This window comes from Methanosarcina barkeri 3 (genome assembly GCF_000970305.1).
Taxonomy (GTDB): domain Archaea; phylum Halobacteriota; class Methanosarcinia; order Methanosarcinales; family Methanosarcinaceae; genus Methanosarcina; species Methanosarcina barkeri_A.
In genome coordinates, this window is sequence record NZ_CP009517.1 from 3,623,606 (window position 1) to 3,644,510 (window position 20,905).

Here is a 20,905-nt window from a genome sequence, read left to right on the forward strand (position 1 = left end):
TGATAAAGTTATTCATGCTTTTACTTTTTCAGTTTTAATAACCTGCTTAGAATGTGCTTTTCTTAACTCGAGTACTTCGGACACTATAGGAAATATCAAGTTTTGACCGATTATTGCCACCTATCAAAAGTAAAAAAAGTATGAAATACAAATAAGGGAATTTTTATATCTCTTTTGTTGGCGTTTTTACCCACTCGAGAGTATATAAAAATATGATTTAATGGTTTTTAAACTAAAAAAGAAACCAGAATATTCTGGTTTCACTGTTCTTTCAAATACTCATCAATTGCCTTTGCCGCTTTCTTGCCAGCACCCATTGCGCTGATAACGGTTGCTGCGCCTGTGACAACATCTCCGCCTGCAAAGACTCCGCACTTGGAGGTTGCACCGGTTTCTTCATCTGCAATAACAGTGCCCCTTTTGTTCTGATCAAGGCCTTCCGAACCCTTGAAGATCATGGGGTTAGGGGATGTGCCGATTGCAATAACAACAACGTCGGCAGGAATAGTGAATTCCGAACCTTCTACAGGGACAGGGCTTCTTCTGCCGGACTTGTCAGGCTCACCGAGTTCCATTTTAATGCATTCGACTGCAGTAACATTGAATTTCTCGTCGCCAAGGATGCGGACAGGGTTTGTAAGGAGCCTGAAGGTTATGCCTTCTTCTTTAGCGTGCTCGATTTCTTCCCTGCGGGCTGGCATCTCGTCTTCCCCACGGCGATAGACTATGCTGACTTCATCAGCGCCAAGGCGGAGGGCTGAGCGAGCGGCGTCCATTGCCACGTTTCCGCCTCCGACCACCACAACGTGCTTTCCCAGCCTGACTCTGGTATCATATTCAGAGTCATAGGCTTTCATAAGGTTTACACGGGTCAGGAACTCGTTTGCAGAATATACGCCGTTGAAATTTTCGCCCGGAATTCCCATAAAGCTTGGAAGACCTGCACCCGTGCCCAGGAAAATGGCATCGAATTCGTCACAGAGCTCGTCTAAAGTCTTGATCCTGCCGATTATATAATTGGGCTTGAACTCGACTCCAAGCTGCTCAATATACTCGACTTCCTGACGCACAATTTCCTTTGGCAGCCTGAACTCGGGAATGCCGTAACTCAAAACTCCGCCGGCTTTGTGGAGGGATTCAAAAACTGTTACTTTGTGGCCCAGTTTTGCAAGGTCTGCTGCGGCAGTGAGGCCAGCAGGCCCTGAACCAACAACAGCTACTTTTTTTCCTGTAGGCTCTGGAATTTCAGGAACTTTTACCCCTTGCTTGCGTTCGTAATCTGCACAGAAGCGTTCGAGCCTTCCGATAGCAACTGGCTGTCCCTTCTTTCCAAGTACGCAGAGAGCTTCGCACTGAGTTTCCTGAGGGCAGACGCGACCGCATATTGCAGGAAGAGTGTTTGTGCCTTTAATCTTCTCTATTGCCCCTGAGAAGTCTTCCTCACAGACGAGCTTGATAAAGCCTGGAATGTCCACATTCACAGGACAGCCTTCAACACATTTTGGTTCCTTACAGGAGAGACAGCGGGAAGCTTCGGCAAGAGCATCTTCTTTTGCATAGCCAAGAGCTACCTCATTAAAGTTCTTTTTGCGCTCTTCAGCAGGCTGTTCTGGCATCGGGGTCCTTTCTTTCTTTACTTTTGAGGTTTTTTCACCATTCAGTTCTTGCATTTTTCATCCCCTCCATATTAGTGCAGTCCGCACCTGCATTCTTCATCGTACTTTTCCACGGCTTTTGTCTCTTCACCGCGGTACATTGCAAGCCTATTCATGAGTTCTACGAAGTCGACTTTTCGTGCATCAAACTCAGGCCCGTCAACGCAGGTAAATCTGGTTTTTCCGTCAACTGTAACCCTGCAGCCTCCACACATTCCGGTTCCGTCTACCATAATGGAGTTCAGGCTGACCAGAATTTCAACGTCATATGGAGAAGCTACTCCGGTTCCGACTTTCATCATTATTGGGGGCCCGATGATCACAACTCTTGCAACCTTCTCTCCACTGTCCAGAATCTGCTTCATTATATCAGTCACAAACCCGTGATGCCCTTTTGAGCCGTCATCGGTCGCAATGTACAGTTCAGAACTGGCATTCTTCATCTCGTCTTCAAGAATAAGAAGATCCTTGTTTCGGGCTCCGATAATGGAAATTACTTTATTGCCCGCTTTACTATATGCCTTTGCCTGGGGATAAGCCGGGGCGACTCCTACTCCTCCACCTACAAGAATAACGGTACCAAGTTTCTCGACGTCTGAAGGAGTGCCAAGAGGTCCGACAAAGTCTTCCAGAAACTCGCCTGCAGAAAGCTTTGCAAGCTGTTTTGTAGTCTTGCCCATTTCCTGAAAGATTACAGTTACCGTGCCATTTTCTTTTTCAAAATCGGCAATCGTAAGGGGAACCCTTTCCCCCTTTTCATTAATTCTGAGGATTATGAACTGTCCGGCTTTTGCAGCCTTTGCAACGTCAGGGGCGTCTATTACCATCCTGTGAACTGACGGAGCGATTTCTTCCTTTTCCAGTATTTTGTATGCCATAGGATCACATTTTCCTGAGTAAAAGCAATTCTTTGAACAAATGAATCGATAAGTTTTGATATGGCGGATTTACACAAGGATTTTCGTGTTCCTGAGCTTTTCCGCCTGGACGTTCTCCTTATACTGATTAATGGAATAAATATTCTCCCAAATAATTTTAATTATTTTGTCTATCTTGATGATTTTTGTCGAATTATATGTGCCAGCTCTTTCAACGCTTTCCTTTTAAAAGGAGCCGGAGTATTCTTCAACTTTTTGACCGTTGTTGCAATAATTTAATAAATCTAGTGAGTATAATAAATTAAGGGGTAATCCCTGAAAGGCTCAATCAGGAAGTTGATTGGTGAGAGGAGGGATAAAACAAACTCGGTACAAACTGTAGCCATGCATCTGAACTATAACCAGATATATAACCAAATTTATGGCCGTATTTGAGCTTGAAAACTTAAAACCTTCGCCTGAAGGAGAATTTGTTCACGAGATTATTATAAAGAACTGTAATAGTTTCATTCTGACAGGCGAATTAAGAAGAAAAGACAACTGGGATAAATAAATAAATAAATAAATAAATAAATAAATAAATATGGGGGTTAAACAAATGCCTGAAGAAAGAAGAGAAGGTACAAAGGGAGAAAAGGTAGAGGAAAAAGAAGGAGAACAAGTAGCTGACGTTGATCCGATCCACCCTACCGAAGCCAGAGGTGGCAAAAAAAGATCACTCCTGGACACCTGTAAATAATCTTACTTACTTTTTACTTTTTACTTTTTGCTTTTTGCTTTTTGCTTTTTGCTTTTTGCTTTTTGCTTTTTGCTTTTTTGCCGGGATATTTAAGAGGCTGAGAGATTGAAAGACTTATAAAAGTGAACATTTATGGTACAGAAAACTGATACTGAATCTCCGGTTCAGGGAAAAGATGTAAGGATAAGGAAAAAACCTATCATAAGCTACGACAAATACGGTGAGGAAGAGCAAAAGACCTTTTATGGGGAATAAAAAAAGGTAGACGTTATAATTGGAATATCACGATAGATTGTGTTTCTCAAGCAGTTTAAACATTTATTTTTGTTGGAAATTGGTTAACATATGATCCAAATCTCGTATGTAATCCATTTTGAAATGATTTTAGCATCCGAAGTAATGTGTTTTCAGCAAAAACACTATTAGAAAAAATACTATGAAAAAAATTACGTTGAATAAGAAAGAGCGATTACTCACTTCCTTTTTCTAGAACCGCATATTAGGACCCGAGTAGGCTCAACTCTTCCTGGGCAAAGCTTATTTAACAACTTTTATTATATATTGCTCTGACTCGTGTTTTCAACATATCTGTATACTATTATCCTACTATTATCCAGAAACCAATCTATATACCTTCAGTTCGATTATTAAGATACGTCCGTTTTAACCAATATCTAAAGGAGATGACAGGTATAAAATCAATAATTCTTGCAGGCGGTTCAGGAACACGACTCTGGCCTCTTAGCCGGGAAATGTATCCCAAGCAGTTTTTAAAGTTCGGAAGTAAGTCTCTTTTTCAGGAAACCGTCCTCCGGTGCCTTGAAGTGTCTGATATTTCCGAAATTTTCGTTGTAACAAACGAAGCTCAAAAATTTTTCGTAATCGGACAGATTGAGGAAATAGGATATTCAATCCCTCCAGAGAATGTCTTAATTGAGCCTGAAGGCAAGAACACTCTCCCTGCAATCTTTTTCGGGATGAAAGAAATTGAAAAAAAATATGGGCATTCCGTAGTAGGAATCTTTTCTTCGGACCATGTCCTTGATAAAGTTGCAATGCAAACAATTTCTTCAGCTGAAGAGCTTGCTTCGGATTATCTAGTTACTTTCGGGGTTGTTCCGGTTTTTCCTCATACGGGATATGGTTATATTAAACCCTCAGAAACCTGTGGGCCAGGTTACAGAGTTTCGGAATTCAGAGAAAAACCGGATAGGGAAACCGCAGATAAGTATATTCAGGAAGGCTGTCTCTGGAACAGCGGGATGTTCCTTTTCGATACAGAGCTTTTCTTCAACGAAGTTAAAAAATATGCCCCTTCTGTTTTCGCCTGTTTTGAAAACGGAAAGGATGTTAATGAGATTTATTCATGTGTGGATAAGATTTCCGTTGACTATGGAATAATGGAAAAATCCGATAGAGTCGCAGTTGTAAAACTTGAGCAGAAATGGAGTGATCTGGGAAATTTTGCAGCAATTTATGACGAGTTTGAAAAGGACCCTGTAGGAAACGTAGTCCATGAATGTGATCCTCTAATGCTGAATTCCGATGGAAATCTCGTATATTCAAGTTGCGGTAAGCTTGTTTCACTCATTGATATTAAGGATATGGTTATTGTTGACACCAGTGACGCTCTATTAGTCTGTCCTAAATCCAGCAGCCAGAAGGTAAAGGATATAGTCTCAACCCTTAAACACAGGAATGACGAAAGGGCATACATAGGGCAAACTGTTTACAGGCCCTGGGGCTCTTATACCTTACTTGAAGCTTCTCCGGAACATAAGATTAAAAATATCACAGTACTCCCTGATCATAAGTTAAGCCTCCAGCTGCACTACCATCGCAGTGAGCACTGGGTGGTTGTTAAAGGTATGGCCTGCGTGGAAGTAGGCGGACAGCAGTTTTTCCTGAGACCTGGCGAGAGTACCTTCATCAGCGCAGGAGAGAAACACAGATTGTCCAATCCCGGAAAAATTCCGCTTGAAATTATTGAAGTACAGTTAGGGGAACTTGTAGACGAAGCGGACATTGTCAGGTTTGACGATGTCTATGGAAGGAGCTGAGAAAACTCACAATTGGACAAGAAATTAAGGCTCTTCGCTATTTCGAGTGTGTTAACTTACATTTAGCTCCTAAATGTTAAGTAGCGTATCTAATTAGAAACCTTAGAATTAGAAACCTTAGAATTAGAAACTTTATAACTAGAGACACTTATGATTGAAAATCACATTCAAGTCTGATGTTTTTGTTTTAGATCTGAGTGCTTTCTAATTAAGTAATTATTCTAATATAACAAGTCAATATTTTTAATATATACGGACAGCGAAGAGCCAAAATTAATATGTGATACCAAATCTGTGAGCATGGGGAACATTAGGAAAAATCATATATGTATAAACAGTAGTAAAAAGAAATCATATAGTATTAACAATAGTGAAAAGAAATGTTTGAAAGCTCCAGGAATATAATAAAAACATAAATGATGTTTTAGACCGTGCTCAAGATAACTACTATTTTCTCAAATATCTTAAAAATCGATCCTATTCAACGCCAGAGCATAATTTCATTGTTCTGGCAGGTCTCATTCACAGCCATAGGCTTCCTGAGCACCATGTATTTCGCACATATGGCAGGTGCTTCAATTCTCGGTTCATATTTCCTGTTTTTAGCATACTATGGAATTTTTGGCATGGTTACTGATGGAGGATTTGGTGGGGCCGCAGTTAAGCGCATCAGCGAAGGTGAAGAGCCCGATGCGTATTTCAGTGCATACTTTGTACTCCGACTAGTGTTTACGATAACTGGAATACTGGTTTTGCTAATTTTTAAAGACTACTTTGTGGACCTTAATAAATCAGGCATGTTTGCCTGGCTGTTGTTATTGTTATTAGTCTCGGCGATTGCAGGACCAATATCAAGCGGTGTTACCGGCAAAAGCAAGATGGGAATACGTAATACCTGTGAAGGAATAAGCAATATTTCACGCGTAATGGTTCAGGTCCCGGCAATATATCTTGGGTATGAAACGGCAGGTCTGGCCGGGGGCGTGGTAGCTGGTGTAATCTTAGCAGCAATAATTGAATTCCGTTTTTTTGACTTGCATTTAGTACGCTTCAAATGGAAGCATATAAAGAGTTTATCTGTATTTTCATTCTGGCTATTTTTAACATCTAGTGGAGTGCTAGTATTTTCACAGGCAGATACTGTCCTTATAGGTTACTTTATGAATGTTGAAAATGTAGGTATTTACAGAGTAGTACTCCAGTTCACGGGAATTGCCACATTTAGCTCAAATGCACTGAGAATGACACTCTGGCCCAAAGTCAGCCAATGGGGTAAATCCAAGGAGATCTATCTTGTGGAAGAATCACTGTCCCGTTCGATCAGTTACTCATTGATACTGGCAATTCCGGTACTCGTTGGTGGTATATTACTGGGAGATCGTCTTCTATATTTGTTCTACGGTACAGACTTTGCCCAGGGTTATTATGTATTGATAATATTACTTGCTGTACAGGTGATCAATGTATTTCAATACTTTTTCACGATGTATTTGGATGCTCTGGATCACCCTCAAGAATCATTTAAGGTTACGGCAGTTGGTGTCGGAGCAAACATTGCATTGAACATAATACTTATCCCGATCATAGGTATAGACGGAGCAGCAATAGCAACACTGGCAACAATGACTTTGAATGCTTTACTTGCCTGGCGTGCTTTATCCAGATATATGACAATAAAACTGGAGCATCAAAGTCTATTTAACATTACAATATCTTCGGTTGCAATGGGAGTGCTTGTTGGTGTATATCGTTTGTTTGTACCACTTTCCAATGTGTGGATTACACTACTGGCAGTTGCTTTAGGTGGGATGATATACGGTTTTTTGATATTGAAGTTTGATAAAAAAGTGTACACTGAAATGAAAGATATAGTAGAGAAGGTTGGAATTGGCTTTGTTTGGCCACGCTGGTTGTGAGCTAGTACTTATATTCGGTAAGTATAGTATGAATTTTAATATTTAGTTTTAGATGAGCTCATCCTAAAACTAATATTGGTTTCTGAATTTGAAGTTTAGAATCTCAGTACTTAGATTCTAAACTTCAAATTCAGAATCTTAGTGTTGATATCTAAATTATAGATTTAGAATTATCAGTAGAACATTAAATAGTATAATATATCTGTTATATTGGTAATAAGGTAAAAGAAAATCTATTCCTGCTAAAGTTCAGGTTGTCCAAGTTTATAAGATCAAAAATAAACCTCTAATCCTAATAAAATGTCTTAACTTTGATTTTATTCAGGATATTTTGTGACGTAAAAACATAACGGAGTGAAAAAATTGCCTAAAGTTGCATTAATTACTGGAATTACAGGTCAGGATGGAGCTTATCTGGCTGAGTTTCTTCTTAATAAAGGATACACCGTACATGGTATAAAACGAAGGTCTTCTTCATTTAATACTGCAAGAATCGATCATCTATATAAAGACCCTCACGAAAGAAATGTAAATTTTTTTATGCATTATGGTGATCTTACGGATTCTTCCAACCTTATCCGCATAATACAGGAAACCCAGCCGGATGAGATTTACAATCTCGCTGCTCAAAGCCATGTACAGGTATCCTTTGAAACTCCGGAATATACGGCAAACTCCGACGGACTGGGAACATTGCGCCTTCTTGAAGCCATTCGAATTCTGGGCCTTGAGAAAAAAACAAAGTTCTACCAGGCTTCAACCAGTGAACTTTACGGACAGGTAAAGGAAATTCCCCAGAAGGAAACAACTCCTTTTTACCCTAGAAGTCCATATGCGGCAGCTAAGTTATACGCATACTGGATTACTGTTAACTACAGGGAAGCATACAAGATTTTTGCATGTAACGGTATTTTATTCAATCATGAGTCCCCAATTCGAGGAGAAACATTTGTCACCAGAAAAATTACAATGGCGGCCACAAAGATAAAACATGGATTGCAGGAGAAGCTTTATCTAGGGAACCTTGATGCAAAAAGAGATTGGGGATTCGCAAAAGATTATGTGGAAGCAATGTGGCTGATCCTCCAGCAGGAAAATCCGGATGATTATGTAATTGCTACAGGAGAGACTCACTCGGTAAGGGAATTTACGGAATTAGCGTTTAAGGAAGTAGGGATCGATATTATATGGAAAGGCAAAGGTAGTGAAGAATATGGAATAGACTCCAGTACAGGCAAAGTCTTAGTAGAAATAGATCCCAGATATTACCGGCCTACCGAAGTAGAGATACTGATCGGGGATCCCTCAAAAGCAAAGGAAAAACTTGGCTGGAAGCCTAAAATAAAATTGGAAGAACTAGTAAAAATTATGATAAAAGCTGACGAAAAAGCTGTAGAGCAAAATCACTCTTTTGAATAATAAGGTAAAGGTAATGATCATGGATAAAAAATCAAAGATTTACTTAGCTGGTCATAGAGGTCTTGTAGGTTCAGCCATTAAAAGAAAACTTGAATCAAAAGGCTATTCCAATCTGATCTTCCGCACCCATGGAGAACTCGATCTGACAAACCAGCAGGCGGTCAATGAATTTTTCGAACGGGAAAAACCGGAATATGTTTTTCTAGCTGCTGCAAAAGTGGGTGGGATCCTTGCCAATAACACTTATCCCGCCGAATTTATCTATGAAAATCTTATGATCGAAGCAAATATTATTCATGCTTCGTATAGAAATGGCGTAAAAAAATTACTTTTCCTTGGCTCTTCATGTATTTATCCTAAACTCGCTCCACAGCCCTTAAAAGAAGAATACTTATTAACCGGCCCCCTGGAAGAGACAAACGAAGCCTATGCAATCGCAAAGATTGCCGGCATCAGACTTTGCAAACATTACAATCAGCAGTATGGAACTAATTTTATCTCGGTAATGCCGACCAATCTTTACGGGCCTAATGACAATTTTGATCTTGAGACTTCGCACGTAATGCCTGCGTTAATCAGGAAGTTTCATGAAGCTAAGGTGAAAAATGAGCCTGAAGTTGTAATATGGGGTACTGGAAAACCTCTCCGAGAATTCATGCACGTGGACGATATGGCTGATGCATGTGTTTATTTGATGGAAAAATTTAATACATATGATATTGGAGAATTTGTCAATATCGGGGTAGGAAAAGATATTACAATAGGTGAATTATCTGAATTGATCAAAGAGATTGTCGGGTTTGAAGGTACAATTAGAAAAGATCTCTCAAAACCTGATGGCACTCCACAGAAACTGCTTGATATTACTAAATTAAGCTCACTTGGATGGAAAGCTAAAATCTCATTGAAAGAGGGGATTAAACAAACCTATGATTGGTACCAAAGCCAAAATAAGTGAAGAGTTTAAGAAGTATAAAAGAATAAAAAACTCAAAAAATAAATGGCTTGAAATATTTGTTAGCTATCTAAAGGAACGGCATGGATCCATAGCTAAAAACAGGTAAATGTGTCCTTCTATGACTGAACATTCAACTGATTACAAACTGGTTATTCGCCCTAAATATGGGCTTCTGGATCTGAACTGGCAGGAACTCAAGGAGTATAGAGAACTTCTGTTCTTTCTTGCCCTGAGAGAAATCAAGATCAGGTATAAACAGACAATGATGGGAGCATCATGGGCATTACTGCAACCTTTTTTTACAATGATAATATTCACTCTTATATTTGGCAGGCTTGCGAAGATGCCTTCAGATGGAGTTCCCTATCCAATATTTTCATACTCCGGTCTTCTCCTCTGGACTTATTTTTCCAACGCACTTACCCAGTCAAGCAACAGCCTTGTTGAAAATGCTCCTCTCCTCTCAAAGGTTTACATGCCCCGGATATTCATACCTACTGCACCATGTCTTTCAGGCTTTCTTGATTACATAATTGCTATGAGTATCCTTGCTGTTATGATGGTTTACTACCGGTTTATGCCTGGGATTTCAATACTCCTGCTGCCGTTGATTGTACTCTTGACATTCATGCTTGCATCAGGAGTTGGTTACTGGCTCTCGTCAATCTGTGTGAAATACAGGGACGTGAAATTCGTTCTTCCTTTCTTTGTTCAGCTCCTTATGTTTGTATCGCCTGTAATCTATCCCGTAAGCATTATAAGTGGAAAACTTCAATGGCTGCTCTACTTAAATCCCTTGACAGGTTTAATGAATGCTCACCGTGCGTGTTTGTTAGAGCATTCTCCTGTAGATTTTATCGGGCTTTCAATCTCGGCACTGATAACGATAGTGATATTTTTAAGTGGAATACTTTATCTCAGGAGTACGGAAAAGTACTTTGCGGATTTGATTTAAATGAGTTCACTAAAAAGAGAAGAACCGATAATCAGTGTAAAACATCTTTCTAAAGAGTATAATATCGGTATAGATAAAACGTATAAAACTTTATCCGGCACGTTTACTTCCGCTATAAAACATCCGTTAAAAACACTAAAGGATTCTCGTAAACCCTGTAGTACTTTTTGGGCACTTAAAGATGTAAATTTTGACGTTAAAAGTGGAGAAGTAGTTGGAATTATCGGCAGAAACGGTGCAGGTAAGAGTACACTCCTTAAGGTTCTCTCACGCATTACCTTTCCTACTGAAGGCGAAATTAAAATGTTTGGACGTGTAGGCAGTCTTCTAGAAGTAGGTACTGGTTTCCATCCCGAACTTTCCGGACGCGAAAACATCTACTTTAATGGTGCAATCCTGGGAATGAAAAAAAGAGAAATCGATGACAAATTTGATGAAATTGTCAAATTTTCAGGTGTCGAGAAATTTTTGGATACGCCTGTTAAGAGATATTCAAGCGGAATGCAAGTCAGGCTTGCCTTTTCAGTAGCTGCAAATCTGGATCCTGAAATCCTGGTTATTGATGAAGTACTTGCTGTAGGTGATGCAGCTTTTCAGAAAAAATGTTTGGGAAAAATGAAGGCTGTCTCCGAGGATGGAAGGACTGTTCTTTTTGTCAGTCACAATATGAATGCAGTTGAAAACCTCTGTACGAGAGCAATTATGTTAAACAGCGGAAAGCTTACGTTGGATGGCTATGACACAAGAGAGATAATTAACAAGTACTTGACAAGTAACGATCAAGAGAATAAAAACTGCACCTGGACTAACAAAGGAAATGAGTATCTAAATGCCTGGTTTGCTCCGGAAAAAGCTTATCTTACTGATGAGCTTGGTAACACTATTGATAATGGACAGTTTCACAATAAAGTTAATCACTATTTTAATCTTCATGGTACTATAAAAGAAATTGATCCTGCTTTACAGGTGGGTTATGCCCTGTATGATGAAAATAACAATTTGTTATACTGGACCAATTTCAACGATACCACTGAAGAAGAATGGCCTCAACTCTCGAAAGGTAAATTCTGCTTTACTGGTTTGATCCCAAAGAGATTTTTGAATGAGGGACTGTACAGGATAGAGCCAATGGTTTCTATGTACTTCCGTGAATGGATTATTCAGCCAGGAGTTAACGCGCCAATATTATATTTTGAAGTTAAAGGCGGTCTGAGTGATTCTCCCTACTGGCTAGCTCGAAGGCCAGGAATTTTAGCTCCTTTACTAAAATGGAACGTTGAAAAAGTTGACTGAGCATATCAGAGAACTAAGCTGGCAATAAGGGATAATAAGAATAAGAATAAAAATAAGAATAAGAATAAAAATAAGAATAAGAATAAAAATAAGAATAAGAATAAAAATAAGAATAAGAATAAAAATAAGAATAAGAATAAAAATAAGAATAAGAATAAAAATAAGAATAAAAATATATGAGACTGCCTTTTATAATGTCAAACATAGATTATGATCTGTGTCTCCTCCACAAGCAAGCTTGGAAATTATATAAAATACGAATATTTATAAGATAGAGTTTGCAACAACTTAAGCCACGATTAAAACAGTAAAAGTCTATGAGTACATAGTGATTAATTTTAGTTAATTGATCTTCTAAGATTAAGTTAATTAACCTTCTAAGATTGATTAATTTTAAATTGTTTGATAACCCGTTTACTATATAATGAAGTTTTAACAAACCAACTGCGAGAAAATGATAATGATCTCAAGTTGATTCAGGAAAAAAGGTAAAAGACAGTCTCTCTGATTGATTCGGCTGATTCATCTGGCTGATTTATCTGAGAGTGAACTAAGACTTCTATTTCTGTGATGACCGAGTATGGAAAACAGATAAGAAACTGTGAAAAAATGACTAAAATCAGTGTTATTATCCCAACGTGGAATCGAGAAGAGACATTGGGTAAAGCTATTAAAAGTGCCTTGAACCAGACTTTTCCTCCTTTTGAAGTTATCGTGTGTGGTGTTGATGGTTCCCCAGATCAAAAAGTTGTTAACTCTATAAACGATTCTAGAGTACGATGGATAGAGGGAGGATGTGATGGGCTTGCATCAATTCCTCGCAATAGAGGGATTAAAGCCAGCAGAGGAGATTGGTTAGCTTTTCTTGACAGCGATGACGAATGGCTGCCGGACAAACTTGAAAAACAACTCAAATTTGTTAACAAGACGGGATGCAGTGCTGCATGCTCTGATGCAATAAGGTCTATTCCATCTCAGGGATATAAAGGAACAATACTTAACGGAAATGTTTTTGAAGACTTAATATCTTTCCCGCTACTTACCAAAGATAATTATATAGTTTGCAGTTCGGTTTTGATAAAGAAAGACATTATAGAAAAGTGCGGTGGTTTTCCAGAAGATAGATCCCTGAAAGTTGGAGAAGACTATGCACTGTGGCTACGCGCATCTACATTTACAAATTTTGCCTTTATAAAAGAACCATTATTAGTTTATAAAGATGAACCTGAGACAAGCATAAGAGCTTTTACTCCTCCTATTTGGGAGTTAAGACGCAATGTTTTTAAGTCATTTATCGTATGGGCAAATAACAAAGAACACAGTATAAATGACAAGGAATACATTGGCCTGGCAAAAAAACTGCTTTTTCAAGCTCGTGTAAGAAAAATTGTATATAACATTGTTAGAAATATAAAGATGATGTTTGAGAAATAATCCGTAATAACCCGCAAAGATAGAAACAAAAAACAAAACATAAACTGCGATAACTGAACTCTACCATTCCCCTGGTGGGGGGCTCACAATAAGTGATAAGGCAACTTTCAGATTATGTGTATGTTATGACTTATTTGCATGTGAAACAATCTTAAAAAAACGTAAGACTCTTGTCTAAAACCAATAAGTGATTACAAATGAGAATCTTTTATGCTTCTGATACAACTCCGAACTCTTCTTTCCAGTCAAATCTCTGGCGCAATAATTTATATCAGCCACTTGTAGATTTAGGGCATGATGTGATAGAGTTTCAATACGAGTTAAGAGAAACCTTTCAAAATCTTGACATTTCAGATCCCAAGCAAAGATCTTTTATTTCAAGGAACAGACCAAAAGTAAGTAAAGAGTTACTTCGACAGATTAAGGCAGCTCATAAAGAAAAACCTGTAGATCTTTTTTTTAGTTATTTCTATGATGCCTGCGTAATGCCTGAAGCAATAGATGAAATAAAAGCCATGGGAATAAAAACTGTCAATTGGTACTGTAACGGATCTTATCAGTTGCATCTGGTGTCTGACATTTCTCCCCACTATGACTGGTGTTTAGTTCCTGAAAAGTTCAGGATTAAGGACTATTTAAAAATTGGTGCTAATCCTATTTACTGTCAGGAAGCAGCTAATCCTAAAATATATAAGCCATACGACTTACCTGTCGAATTCGACGTCACCTTTGTAGGACAAGCATACGGAGATCGACCAGCTATTATCAAGCACCTGCTGGATAACGAAATCAATGTGCGTGTATGGGGATGGGGATGGGATAAGTATTCTTCTGAAGCAAAGGCAAAGAAGGACTCTCTACTCCATAACCTTAGAGGTTGCACATCTCGGGCTTGTAAAAAGCTCCTGAAACCAACAGGCTGGAAAGTAGAAGGATCGGAAAATCAGATCCCTGCAGAGAATAAAGAATCAGCAATAGCACTTCCAGCGTCAATGCTGGGAGGGGTATTGACTGATGAGCAAATGGTTAAGATGTTCAGTCGTTCTAAAATAAATTTAGGTTTTTCTACATGCTGGGGTACTGACGAAATCGGAAATCGTGTATTACAGGTGAGGCTTAGAGATTTTGAAATTCCAATGAGCTGCGGTTTTTATATGGTAGAATATATGGAAGAACTTGAGGAATTCTTTGAAATAGGAAAAGAAATTGTTTGTTATACTGATAAAGAAGATATGGTTAACAAAATAAAGTATTATTTAAAACACGATGACGAACGTGAGAAGATTCGTCAAGCTGGATATAAACGTTGCTTACAGGACCATACTTGGCATAAACGTTTTGAGATGGCTTTCCATGAGATGGGAATGAATAACTTGGTAGATCTGAAAATTACAGTTTAACGCAAGTTTATACAGGAAAAAACCATCACTTAAAAGAGTGAGCTATGAATGCCAAGTATTACATATAAAAACCTAAAGGATTATATATAAAAATCTAAGGAATTATATCTAAAAATCTAAGAAATTATATCTAAAAACCTAAGGAATTCGAAAAGTAATGAGTAGAAATATTTGGTAAAATATAGAAAAATGGCCTTCCGAAGTACAATAAAGTAGAACTAGATTGAGAGTTGTAAGTAATTTATGGAACAGTAAAAGAAGCACCATTGAATGAAGCATAGAGTTACTTCGTTATTATTCACTTTGAGTGTTAAAATTAACCTTCAGAACATATTACCTTTAGATTGACTCAGAAAAGTAAATTCATGTTATATTAAGGTGGCCTATTGTGTGGAAAAAAATGTTTTATATACTAAAGTTAAGCCCATTATGGAAAAATTGGTCCAATATTCAGAGAAACCACTTGTAATAACCGGTAAATTTGCAGGCTCATTCTTTGCATCATACTTTAGATCAAAACTTTTTTTCTTTTTTCCTTATTACCATATCGGAGGAGCCGAAAAGGTTCATGTTAAAATTACTTCTTGTCTAAAAGAGTACAGCCCTATAGTATTTTTTGCGAATAAATCAAAAAGCTCCGCATTAAAAGAGCAATTTATGCAAAGTGCTAAAATATTTGACATAGGTTATTTAAACAACCCATTGTTAATTTACTTTTGGGCTGGTGTGCTATCCACAGTTGTAAATTATAATAAAAATTGTGTCGTTTTTGGATGTAATAACATACTTTTCTACAAACTAATTCCTTACTTAAAACCTGATATTCGTTGTATTGACCTCATACATGCTTTCGGGGGTGGGATTGAAAACGTTAGTCTAACCTATGTAAACAGGTTAGACAAAAGAGTCGTAATTAATTCACAGACATTGAAGGATATTAAGAAACAATATAGTTTGAATGACATTTCTGAAAAAATGAATGACAGGGTCTTTTTAATTGAAAACTGTGTACAAATTCCGGAAAGAATCATAAGAAAGAATAACGGGTCTACTTTAAGAATTCTGTATGTAGGGCGTGGTTCAGAAGAAAAGAGAGTACACCTTATAGGAAAAATATCTCGTATTTGCCATCAAAAAAATATGCCAGTTGAGTTTGTGTTAGTCGGGGACGTTAAGAACTCGATTCCCGAACAAGATAGAATTTATTGTAATTTCTTAGGCGAGATCGTAGACGAAAAAAGGCTCTCGGAAGTGTATAATAGTTCTGACATATTACTGCTTGTATCGAGTAGTGAAGGTTTTCCTTTAGTCATAATGGAAGCAATGGCATATGGCCTTGTAACTATAAGCACGGATGTAGGAGGTATTTCAGAACATGTTCATAATGGCTATAACGGTTTTCTTGTAAAAGACGATAGTGAAGATCTCATAATAAAAAATACATGTGATATTATAAGTGAACTTGCCTCAAACAAAACTTTGAGGGACAAAATATCAACAGAAGCTTATGAATATGCAAAGATGAACTTTAACTGTAAAGACTTCTGTATGAAATATAGAAAGCTGATCTATGGAAAATAATTAATTCAGATCAGGAGAAAAAGAGGAGAAAATAGAAAAGGAATAGAAGAGGAATAGAAGAAGAATAAAAAGGACCGGAAAAAGGACAAAATTCAATTTTGAAATTTATTTAAGAGCTTTTGGAAAAGAGATTATTAACAAATATCCTACGGCTAAATTCTATCAAGAAAAAAGGTATCATATATATCGATCTGATTCCGAAGTTCCTCAGTAAAAAGACAATATGATTTCTAGCATAATAATAGGTCTGTTTCAGGCGTCCGGATAGCCTGCAACCACCTGTACTGACTCTATTATGATCTGCTACTGCAGCCGGTTGGAAATAAAATTTAAATCCCAGGTTAATGAGTCGCATGTTCAGATCACTTTCTTCACGGCAGTAAGTGCCCTTATAGGCTTTTTCCTCATATCCACCTATGTTCCTTAACTGATCGACTGGATACAAACAACAGGCGTGTCCCATATCTACTTTTAAAACACTTCCAGGGTCTTGCCCATAGTTGTTGAAAATTTCGCCAGTGAATTTATTTACATAAAACGGGACATTACGCCTGACAGCTTCTTCATCCGGGTCTGTGTTTTCTATCAACCTCGGAACAATTACAATATCGTTCGTGGCAAAAGAATTGTAAGTACTGACAAGTTTTTCTAAACAGCCCTGATGCAACACCAGATCATCTTCAATGAAGAACACCAGTTGACCCTTAACTTCGTGGAGAGCTGCATTCCTGTTGCGTGGGAGACCCAGATTGTGTTCATGAGTCTTACCATTTATTCTTGAATCGTGGACCATGTAATAATTTATGACCTCTATAGTGTTGTCAGTTGAACAATCATCAGAAATCAAAAGTTCCCAATTGGTATATGACTGGTTTAAGACGGATTCAACACAGACCCCAAGAACCGATGCTCTATTATATGTCGGTAAAATTATTGATACTAACGGTTTTTTACTCATAAACTATTCACCAATTTTAGACTATAGAGTCTGCCGGCGACCAGATATGGTTATTTCTGCTAGTTAAATTGGAAAAACCAACAACTTAGTAATTTTGATCAAAAGAAGACTTTGCAGGACTGCAGTCATAGCTCTTTATATATTTTTAAAGTTTTTTTTGCCGAAATGTCCCAGCTAAACATTTTTGACCTTTTCAGTCCTTTTCTGATCATTTCTTCTTTGAGTACCTCATTTGTTAATATTTCATACATTTCTTCAGCAAATTTTTCAACATTAAAAGGATCTGCCTGAACTGCAGCATCTCCGACAACTTCCGGCAGTGAGGAAGTATTTGATGTTATTACGGGGGTTCCGCAAGCCATTGCTTCTAGAGGAGGTATCCCGAACCCTTCATATAAAGAAGGAAATACGAACAGGTCCACAGCATTGTATATCTCTGCCAATTCGGTCTCTGAGACATACCCCGTAAAGATAACGTCATTCTGTAAATTCAGAGCCTTTATCTGTTCAAGGAGCTTTTTCCTTACGAACAGGTAATTTGGTGTCCCGGCCTTTAATAATTTTATATGTGGTATTTTATTTTTCAATTTGCTAAATGAATTTATTAGAAACTGAACATTTTTTCTAGGTTCTTCAGCTCCAACATATAAGATTACCTTTTCATCGTTTCCAATGCCATATTTTGATAAACACTTTTTACTACTATTGGGGAAGTATAAGCTGTGGTCTACGGCTGGGGTTATGATCTCTATATTTTCTTCGGGATATTTTATATACTTGCTAATGTCCTGTTTGGAGAACTCGGATACCGTAATTATTTTTTCTGCTTTTCTTAATCCTTTTGCGTTAAGTTTCCAGAGAGGACTTCGAGTCTTGTAATACGCTATAGGAATAATATCGTGGCAGGTAACAATAGTTTTTTCTAAGTCAGTTAGTTCAAGGAGAAATGCCAGATCCTGACGAGTTATATGTTTAATATTATTCTTATTTACTTTCTTCTTCACAATAAATGGATAAGCAAAATACTCAACAGCCTTGTTAACTCCGGCGACTTTTGACAAATTAGGATATTCTATCTTATTTAATTTGATATTGTTTAACCTGCTATGAATCTCACTTTGATACTTTGACATTGCGAATATTTCATCTGTTTTGAGACCATTTATATAGTCAATTACCATACTTCAGTTCCCCAAAAACCCGGAATGATTTATAAACCTCATAATTTAGAGTAATTTATTATTTCTACTATATAATTTGTTTTTTATCCGAGTAACTTAATTTTTGTCCTTTATGTACTGCTTCTCAATTCTGGCTGAGACTTCATTCCAATCCATTATATTTTTGTCTATACCTGAGTTTTCTTTTTTTCCTTTTTTCTTAATTTTCATCAGTATTGGGGCAACTTTTTCTTTCGAAACCGGGTTCTCAATCCCAATACAGTTCCTTCCATCTACAAACTCCTCAAGTGCACTCCCTTTTGCCACTATACACGGAGTCCCCGCAGCCAACGCTTCCGCAACCGTTATACCATATGCTTCATGAGAAGAAAGCATCAAAAATATATCCGCATCTGCATAGCACTCAAGTAGTTCTTTTCTTGACAGATCTTTTAACCATTCAACCCTTTCTTCCACCCCTAAACTTTTCGCCATATTGCGAAGTTCAGCTTCGTAAGGCCCCTTTCCAATGATCCTCAACCTGAAACCCTGAAGTTCAGGCAAACTCTGGATAATATACTGTACCCCCTTATATTCCTCCAGGCGGCCCACATAGAGAAGAAGCTTTTCTCTTCCGTCATCCTTATTTGAGCTTTTTCCCGGCTGCCTCAAATCCTTGAACTCTTTAAGGTTTAGTCCGTTAGGGATTTTCACGGTTTTTGCGGCAACCTCAAAATCTGATTCTATAAGTTTCTTTTCATATTCTGAGACACATATTACGGAATCTGCCCTGGAGAAGATTATTTTCCCTAGAAACCTGTACGGCTTGTGCAGTAAGTCTCTGAATGCAGTATGGCCATGCCTGTGATAATGCGGTGTAAATACAAATGTTGCATTGCGCCTGCCCAGAGATGCAAAGAATGCAGGAAAAGCGTGATAACTGTGCGCATGAATTATATCATAGTCGTGCTTTTTGAGATAAGTATAGATCTGGGGAGCAAGGTAATACGCATTTCCAGGAGCAAAAGATCTGAACCTTATAACCTTTACTCCGTTCATTATCTCTTGCCTTTTCAATTTACCCGTAGGATCGGTGGTTATAACCTCCACATCGTGCCCTGCTTTAACCAGCCTTTCACTAATTTCTTTGACATGAGTTTCCACTCCACCTATGTCGGGAGAATAACGGGGACATATCTGGGCTATTTTCAAGGCTTAACCTCTCTCATACTGGGATCTATGTGGAGTAATGCATTAGTTTAATATAAAGATAATGTGATAGTTAAAGCAAATGACATCTAATAAAAGCGTTTGCATAGTCGGACCTTCGAAACGTTTTTTGAGCGGTATCAGTTATTATACTATCCGTCTGGCAAATGCTATGCCTATGGAAAAGGAAGTATCAGTAGTTTGCTTTCGGCAGTTGCTTCCAACTTTTCTTTTTCCTGGAAGATCCCATGTCGGAAAAAATATTTCCGACTTGAATTTTTCACCCAGGATTCCTGTCTTTGACGGCATGGACTATAACAATCCACTGACCTGGATTCAAGCATACCGCTTTCTTAAAGCACAAAAACCTGATATTATAGTTTTGCAATGGTGGACTTCCTCGGTTGCGCATATGCAGCTTCTGCTAAAGATATTTGCAGGTTTACTGAATAAACCAAAATTAATTATAGAGTTTCATGAAGTCGTAGATCCTTTTGAAGAGTCAATACTTCCTATCCGTTTATACTCAAAAATAACAGGAAAATTACTGCGTAAAAACCTTGATGCATATATTACTCACTCCGAGTCCGATAAAGAGCTTGTTGCAAAAAGATACTCTATTTCCCCTGAAAAAATTCATGTGATCCCACATGGACTTTACGACCAGTACGGAAAATTGCTTGATATAAAAGAAGCGAGAAGAGATCTCTCGATAAAGGACGATTTCGTTATACTTTCTTTCGGCTTAATTCGAAAATATAAGGGAACTCCCTACCTTATCAGAGCCTTTGAACAGCTACCCTCCAAAATTCTCGAAAAAAGCAGGTTATTGATTGTCGGGGAAATCTGGGAAGACCGCAAGGAATTATTTGACCAGATTAAAGCTTCTCCTTATCATGATAAGATTACACTGGTAGATGAATATGTTCCTGATGAAAAAGTAAATCTGTATTTCAGCGCTGCAGATGTGGTAGTCCTGCCTTATCTGAGAGCTTCTCAGAGTGGAATCGCTCACATTGCCATGTCTTTTGGAAAACCTGTTGTTGTTTCCGAAGTAGGTGGCTTAAAAGAATCAATGGCTAACTATGAAGGCACTTTTTTTGTACCCCCGGCTGACGTCGATTCTATCAGGGAGGCTATTCTCAGCCAGTTTGGAGAGAGAAATCATTATGAAGCTCCTGATCAGAAATGGGATAGAATTATAAACTGTTATACAGAATTAATACAATCCATTTAATATTCTTTTTCATAATTCTATCTTAACTTACAATGTTTAATTTATAAAGGGGA

The 20,905-nt window shown here is 37.9% G+C and carries 17 protein-coding genes; 12 read left to right on the forward strand and 5 right to left on the reverse strand.

The window, feature by feature from the left end; genetic code table 11:
* Positions 1-260: 260 nt before the first annotated feature.
* Together gltA and MSBR3_RS14785 are read right to left on the reverse strand one after the other, a co-directional pair.
* On the reverse strand, positions 261-1,670 hold the full coding sequence (gltA, locus tag MSBR3_RS14780) for an NADPH-dependent glutamate synthase (RefSeq protein WP_048108968.1): 1,410 nt from the start codon (positions 1,668-1,670) through the stop codon (positions 261-263).
* Positions 1,671-1,687: 17 nt separating this feature from the next.
* Entirely contained in the window at positions 1,688-2,533 is an 846-nt protein-coding gene (locus MSBR3_RS14785) for a sulfide/dihydroorotate dehydrogenase-like FAD/NAD-binding protein (protein ID WP_048108969.1), read from the reverse strand.
* A gap of 598 nt (positions 2,534-3,131) precedes the next feature.
* Between MSBR3_RS14785 and MSBR3_RS20470 the strand changes: the two genes are divergently transcribed.
* The 11 genes from MSBR3_RS20470 to MSBR3_RS14835 all read left to right on the forward strand — a co-directional run bounded on the left by MSBR3_RS20470 (position 3,132) and on the right by MSBR3_RS14835 (position 16,288).
* Positions 3,132-3,272 (forward strand): hypothetical protein, encoded by a 141-nt coding sequence (locus tag MSBR3_RS20470; RefSeq protein ID WP_155396833.1) that lies wholly within the window; start codon positions 3,132-3,134, stop codon positions 3,270-3,272.
* 132 nt (positions 3,273-3,404) lie between these two features.
* Complete coding sequence (locus MSBR3_RS21530; RefSeq protein ID WP_268989093.1) at positions 3,405-3,527, forward strand: hypothetical protein; 123 nt, start codon at positions 3,405-3,407, stop codon at positions 3,525-3,527.
* A 428-nt stretch (positions 3,528-3,955) separates the two neighbouring features.
* Entirely contained in the window at positions 3,956-5,332 is a 1,377-nt protein-coding gene (locus MSBR3_RS14795) for a mannose-1-phosphate guanylyltransferase/mannose-6-phosphate isomerase (protein ID WP_048108971.1), read from the forward strand.
* 431 nt (positions 5,333-5,763) lie between these two features.
* Positions 5,764-7,248, forward strand: a complete 1,485-nt coding sequence (locus MSBR3_RS14800) for a flippase (RefSeq protein ID WP_048108972.1) — start codon at positions 5,764-5,766, stop codon at positions 7,246-7,248.
* A gap of 363 nt (positions 7,249-7,611) precedes the next feature.
* Positions 7,612-8,667, forward strand: coding sequence for a GDP-mannose 4,6-dehydratase (gmd, locus tag MSBR3_RS14805; protein WP_048108973.1), 1,056 nt, complete (start codon positions 7,612-7,614; stop codon positions 8,665-8,667).
* A gap of 19 nt (positions 8,668-8,686) precedes the next feature.
* A complete protein-coding gene (gene fcl / locus MSBR3_RS14810; RefSeq protein WP_048108974.1) occupies positions 8,687-9,625 on the forward strand; it encodes a GDP-L-fucose synthase in 939 nt (312 codons plus the stop codon).
* Positions 9,626-9,743: 118 nt separating this feature from the next.
* Positions 9,744-10,580: an ABC transporter permease gene (locus tag MSBR3_RS14815; RefSeq protein WP_230627521.1), complete on the forward strand. Its 837-nt coding sequence runs from the start codon at positions 9,744-9,746 to the stop codon at positions 10,578-10,580.
* The gene (locus MSBR3_RS14820) at positions 10,581-11,873 is read left to right on the forward strand and encodes an ABC transporter ATP-binding protein (RefSeq protein ID WP_048108976.1); all 1,293 of its coding nucleotides are present in this window, start codon (positions 10,581-10,583) and stop codon (positions 11,871-11,873) included.
* A 609-nt stretch (positions 11,874-12,482) separates the two neighbouring features.
* On the forward strand, positions 12,483-13,307 hold the full coding sequence (locus MSBR3_RS14825; protein WP_196296961.1) for a glycosyltransferase family 2 protein: 825 nt from the start codon (positions 12,483-12,485) through the stop codon (positions 13,305-13,307).
* Between the two features lie 197 nt (positions 13,308-13,504).
* Positions 13,505-14,707: a CgeB family protein gene (locus MSBR3_RS14830; protein ID WP_048108977.1), complete on the forward strand. Its 1,203-nt coding sequence runs from the start codon at positions 13,505-13,507 to the stop codon at positions 14,705-14,707.
* Between the two features lie 390 nt (positions 14,708-15,097).
* Complete coding sequence (locus tag MSBR3_RS14835) at positions 15,098-16,288, forward strand: glycosyltransferase family 4 protein (protein ID WP_052723429.1); 1,191 nt, start codon at positions 15,098-15,100, stop codon at positions 16,286-16,288.
* A 109-nt stretch (positions 16,289-16,397) separates the two neighbouring features.
* Here the strand turns inward: MSBR3_RS14835 and MSBR3_RS14840 are convergent, their stop codons facing one another.
* The 3 genes from MSBR3_RS14840 to MSBR3_RS14850 form a co-directional block, all read right to left on the reverse strand.
* Positions 16,398-17,246 carry a glycosyltransferase family 2 protein gene (locus tag MSBR3_RS14840; protein ID WP_080942320.1) on the reverse strand — a complete coding sequence of 283 codons (849 nt, stop codon included), beginning with the start codon at positions 17,244-17,246 and terminating at the stop codon, positions 16,398-16,400.
* 125 nt (positions 17,247-17,371) lie between these two features.
* Positions 17,372-18,427: a glycosyltransferase family 4 protein gene (locus tag MSBR3_RS14845; protein ID WP_048108979.1), complete on the reverse strand. Its 1,056-nt coding sequence runs from the start codon at positions 18,425-18,427 to the stop codon at positions 17,372-17,374.
* A 96-nt stretch (positions 18,428-18,523) separates the two neighbouring features.
* Positions 18,524-19,618 (reverse strand): glycosyltransferase family 4 protein, encoded by a 1,095-nt coding sequence (locus tag MSBR3_RS14850; RefSeq protein ID WP_048108980.1) that lies wholly within the window; start codon positions 19,616-19,618, stop codon positions 18,524-18,526.
* 79 nt (positions 19,619-19,697) lie between these two features.
* On the opposite strand from MSBR3_RS14850, the gene MSBR3_RS14855 reads away from it, so the two are divergent.
* On the forward strand, positions 19,698-20,852 hold the full coding sequence (locus tag MSBR3_RS14855) for a glycosyltransferase (RefSeq protein ID WP_048108981.1): 1,155 nt from the start codon (positions 19,698-19,700) through the stop codon (positions 20,850-20,852).
* Positions 20,853-20,905: the final 53 nt, after the last annotated feature.

Bases quoted from the DNA above. Each gene is read 5' to 3' on its own strand.
- MSBR3_RS14785 (WP_048108969.1), bottom strand. From the start codon at position 2,533: ATGGCATACAAAATACTGGAAAAGGAAGAAATCGCTCCGTCAGTTCAC.
- MSBR3_RS20470 (WP_155396833.1), top strand. From the start codon at position 3,132: ATGCCTGAAGAAAGAAGAGAAGGTACAAAGGGAGAAAAGGTAGAGGAA.
- gltA (WP_048108968.1), bottom strand. From the start codon at position 1,670: ATGCAAGAACTGAATGGTGAAAAAACCTCAAAAGTAAAGAAAGAAAGG.
- MSBR3_RS14855 (WP_048108981.1), top strand. From the start codon at position 19,698: ATGACATCTAATAAAAGCGTTTGCATAGTCGGACCTTCGAAACGTTTT.
- MSBR3_RS14820 (WP_048108976.1), top strand. From the start codon at position 10,581: ATGAGTTCACTAAAAAGAGAAGAACCGATAATCAGTGTAAAACATCTT.
- MSBR3_RS14795 (WP_048108971.1), top strand. From the start codon at position 3,956: ATGACAGGTATAAAATCAATAATTCTTGCAGGCGGTTCAGGAACACGA.
- MSBR3_RS14830 (WP_048108977.1), top strand. From the start codon at position 13,505: ATGAGAATCTTTTATGCTTCTGATACAACTCCGAACTCTTCTTTCCAG.
- MSBR3_RS14845 (WP_048108979.1), bottom strand. From the start codon at position 18,427: ATGGTAATTGACTATATAAATGGTCTCAAAACAGATGAAATATTCGCA.
- fcl (WP_048108974.1), top strand. From the start codon at position 8,687: ATGGATAAAAAATCAAAGATTTACTTAGCTGGTCATAGAGGTCTTGTA.
- MSBR3_RS21530 (WP_268989093.1), top strand. From the start codon at position 3,405: ATGGTACAGAAAACTGATACTGAATCTCCGGTTCAGGGAAAAGATGTA.
- MSBR3_RS14840 (WP_080942320.1), bottom strand. From the start codon at position 17,246: ATGAGTAAAAAACCGTTAGTATCAATAATTTTACCGACATATAATAGA.
- MSBR3_RS14815 (WP_230627521.1), top strand. From the start codon at position 9,744: ATGACTGAACATTCAACTGATTACAAACTGGTTATTCGCCCTAAATAT.
- MSBR3_RS14825 (WP_196296961.1), top strand. From the start codon at position 12,483: ATGACTAAAATCAGTGTTATTATCCCAACGTGGAATCGAGAAGAGACA.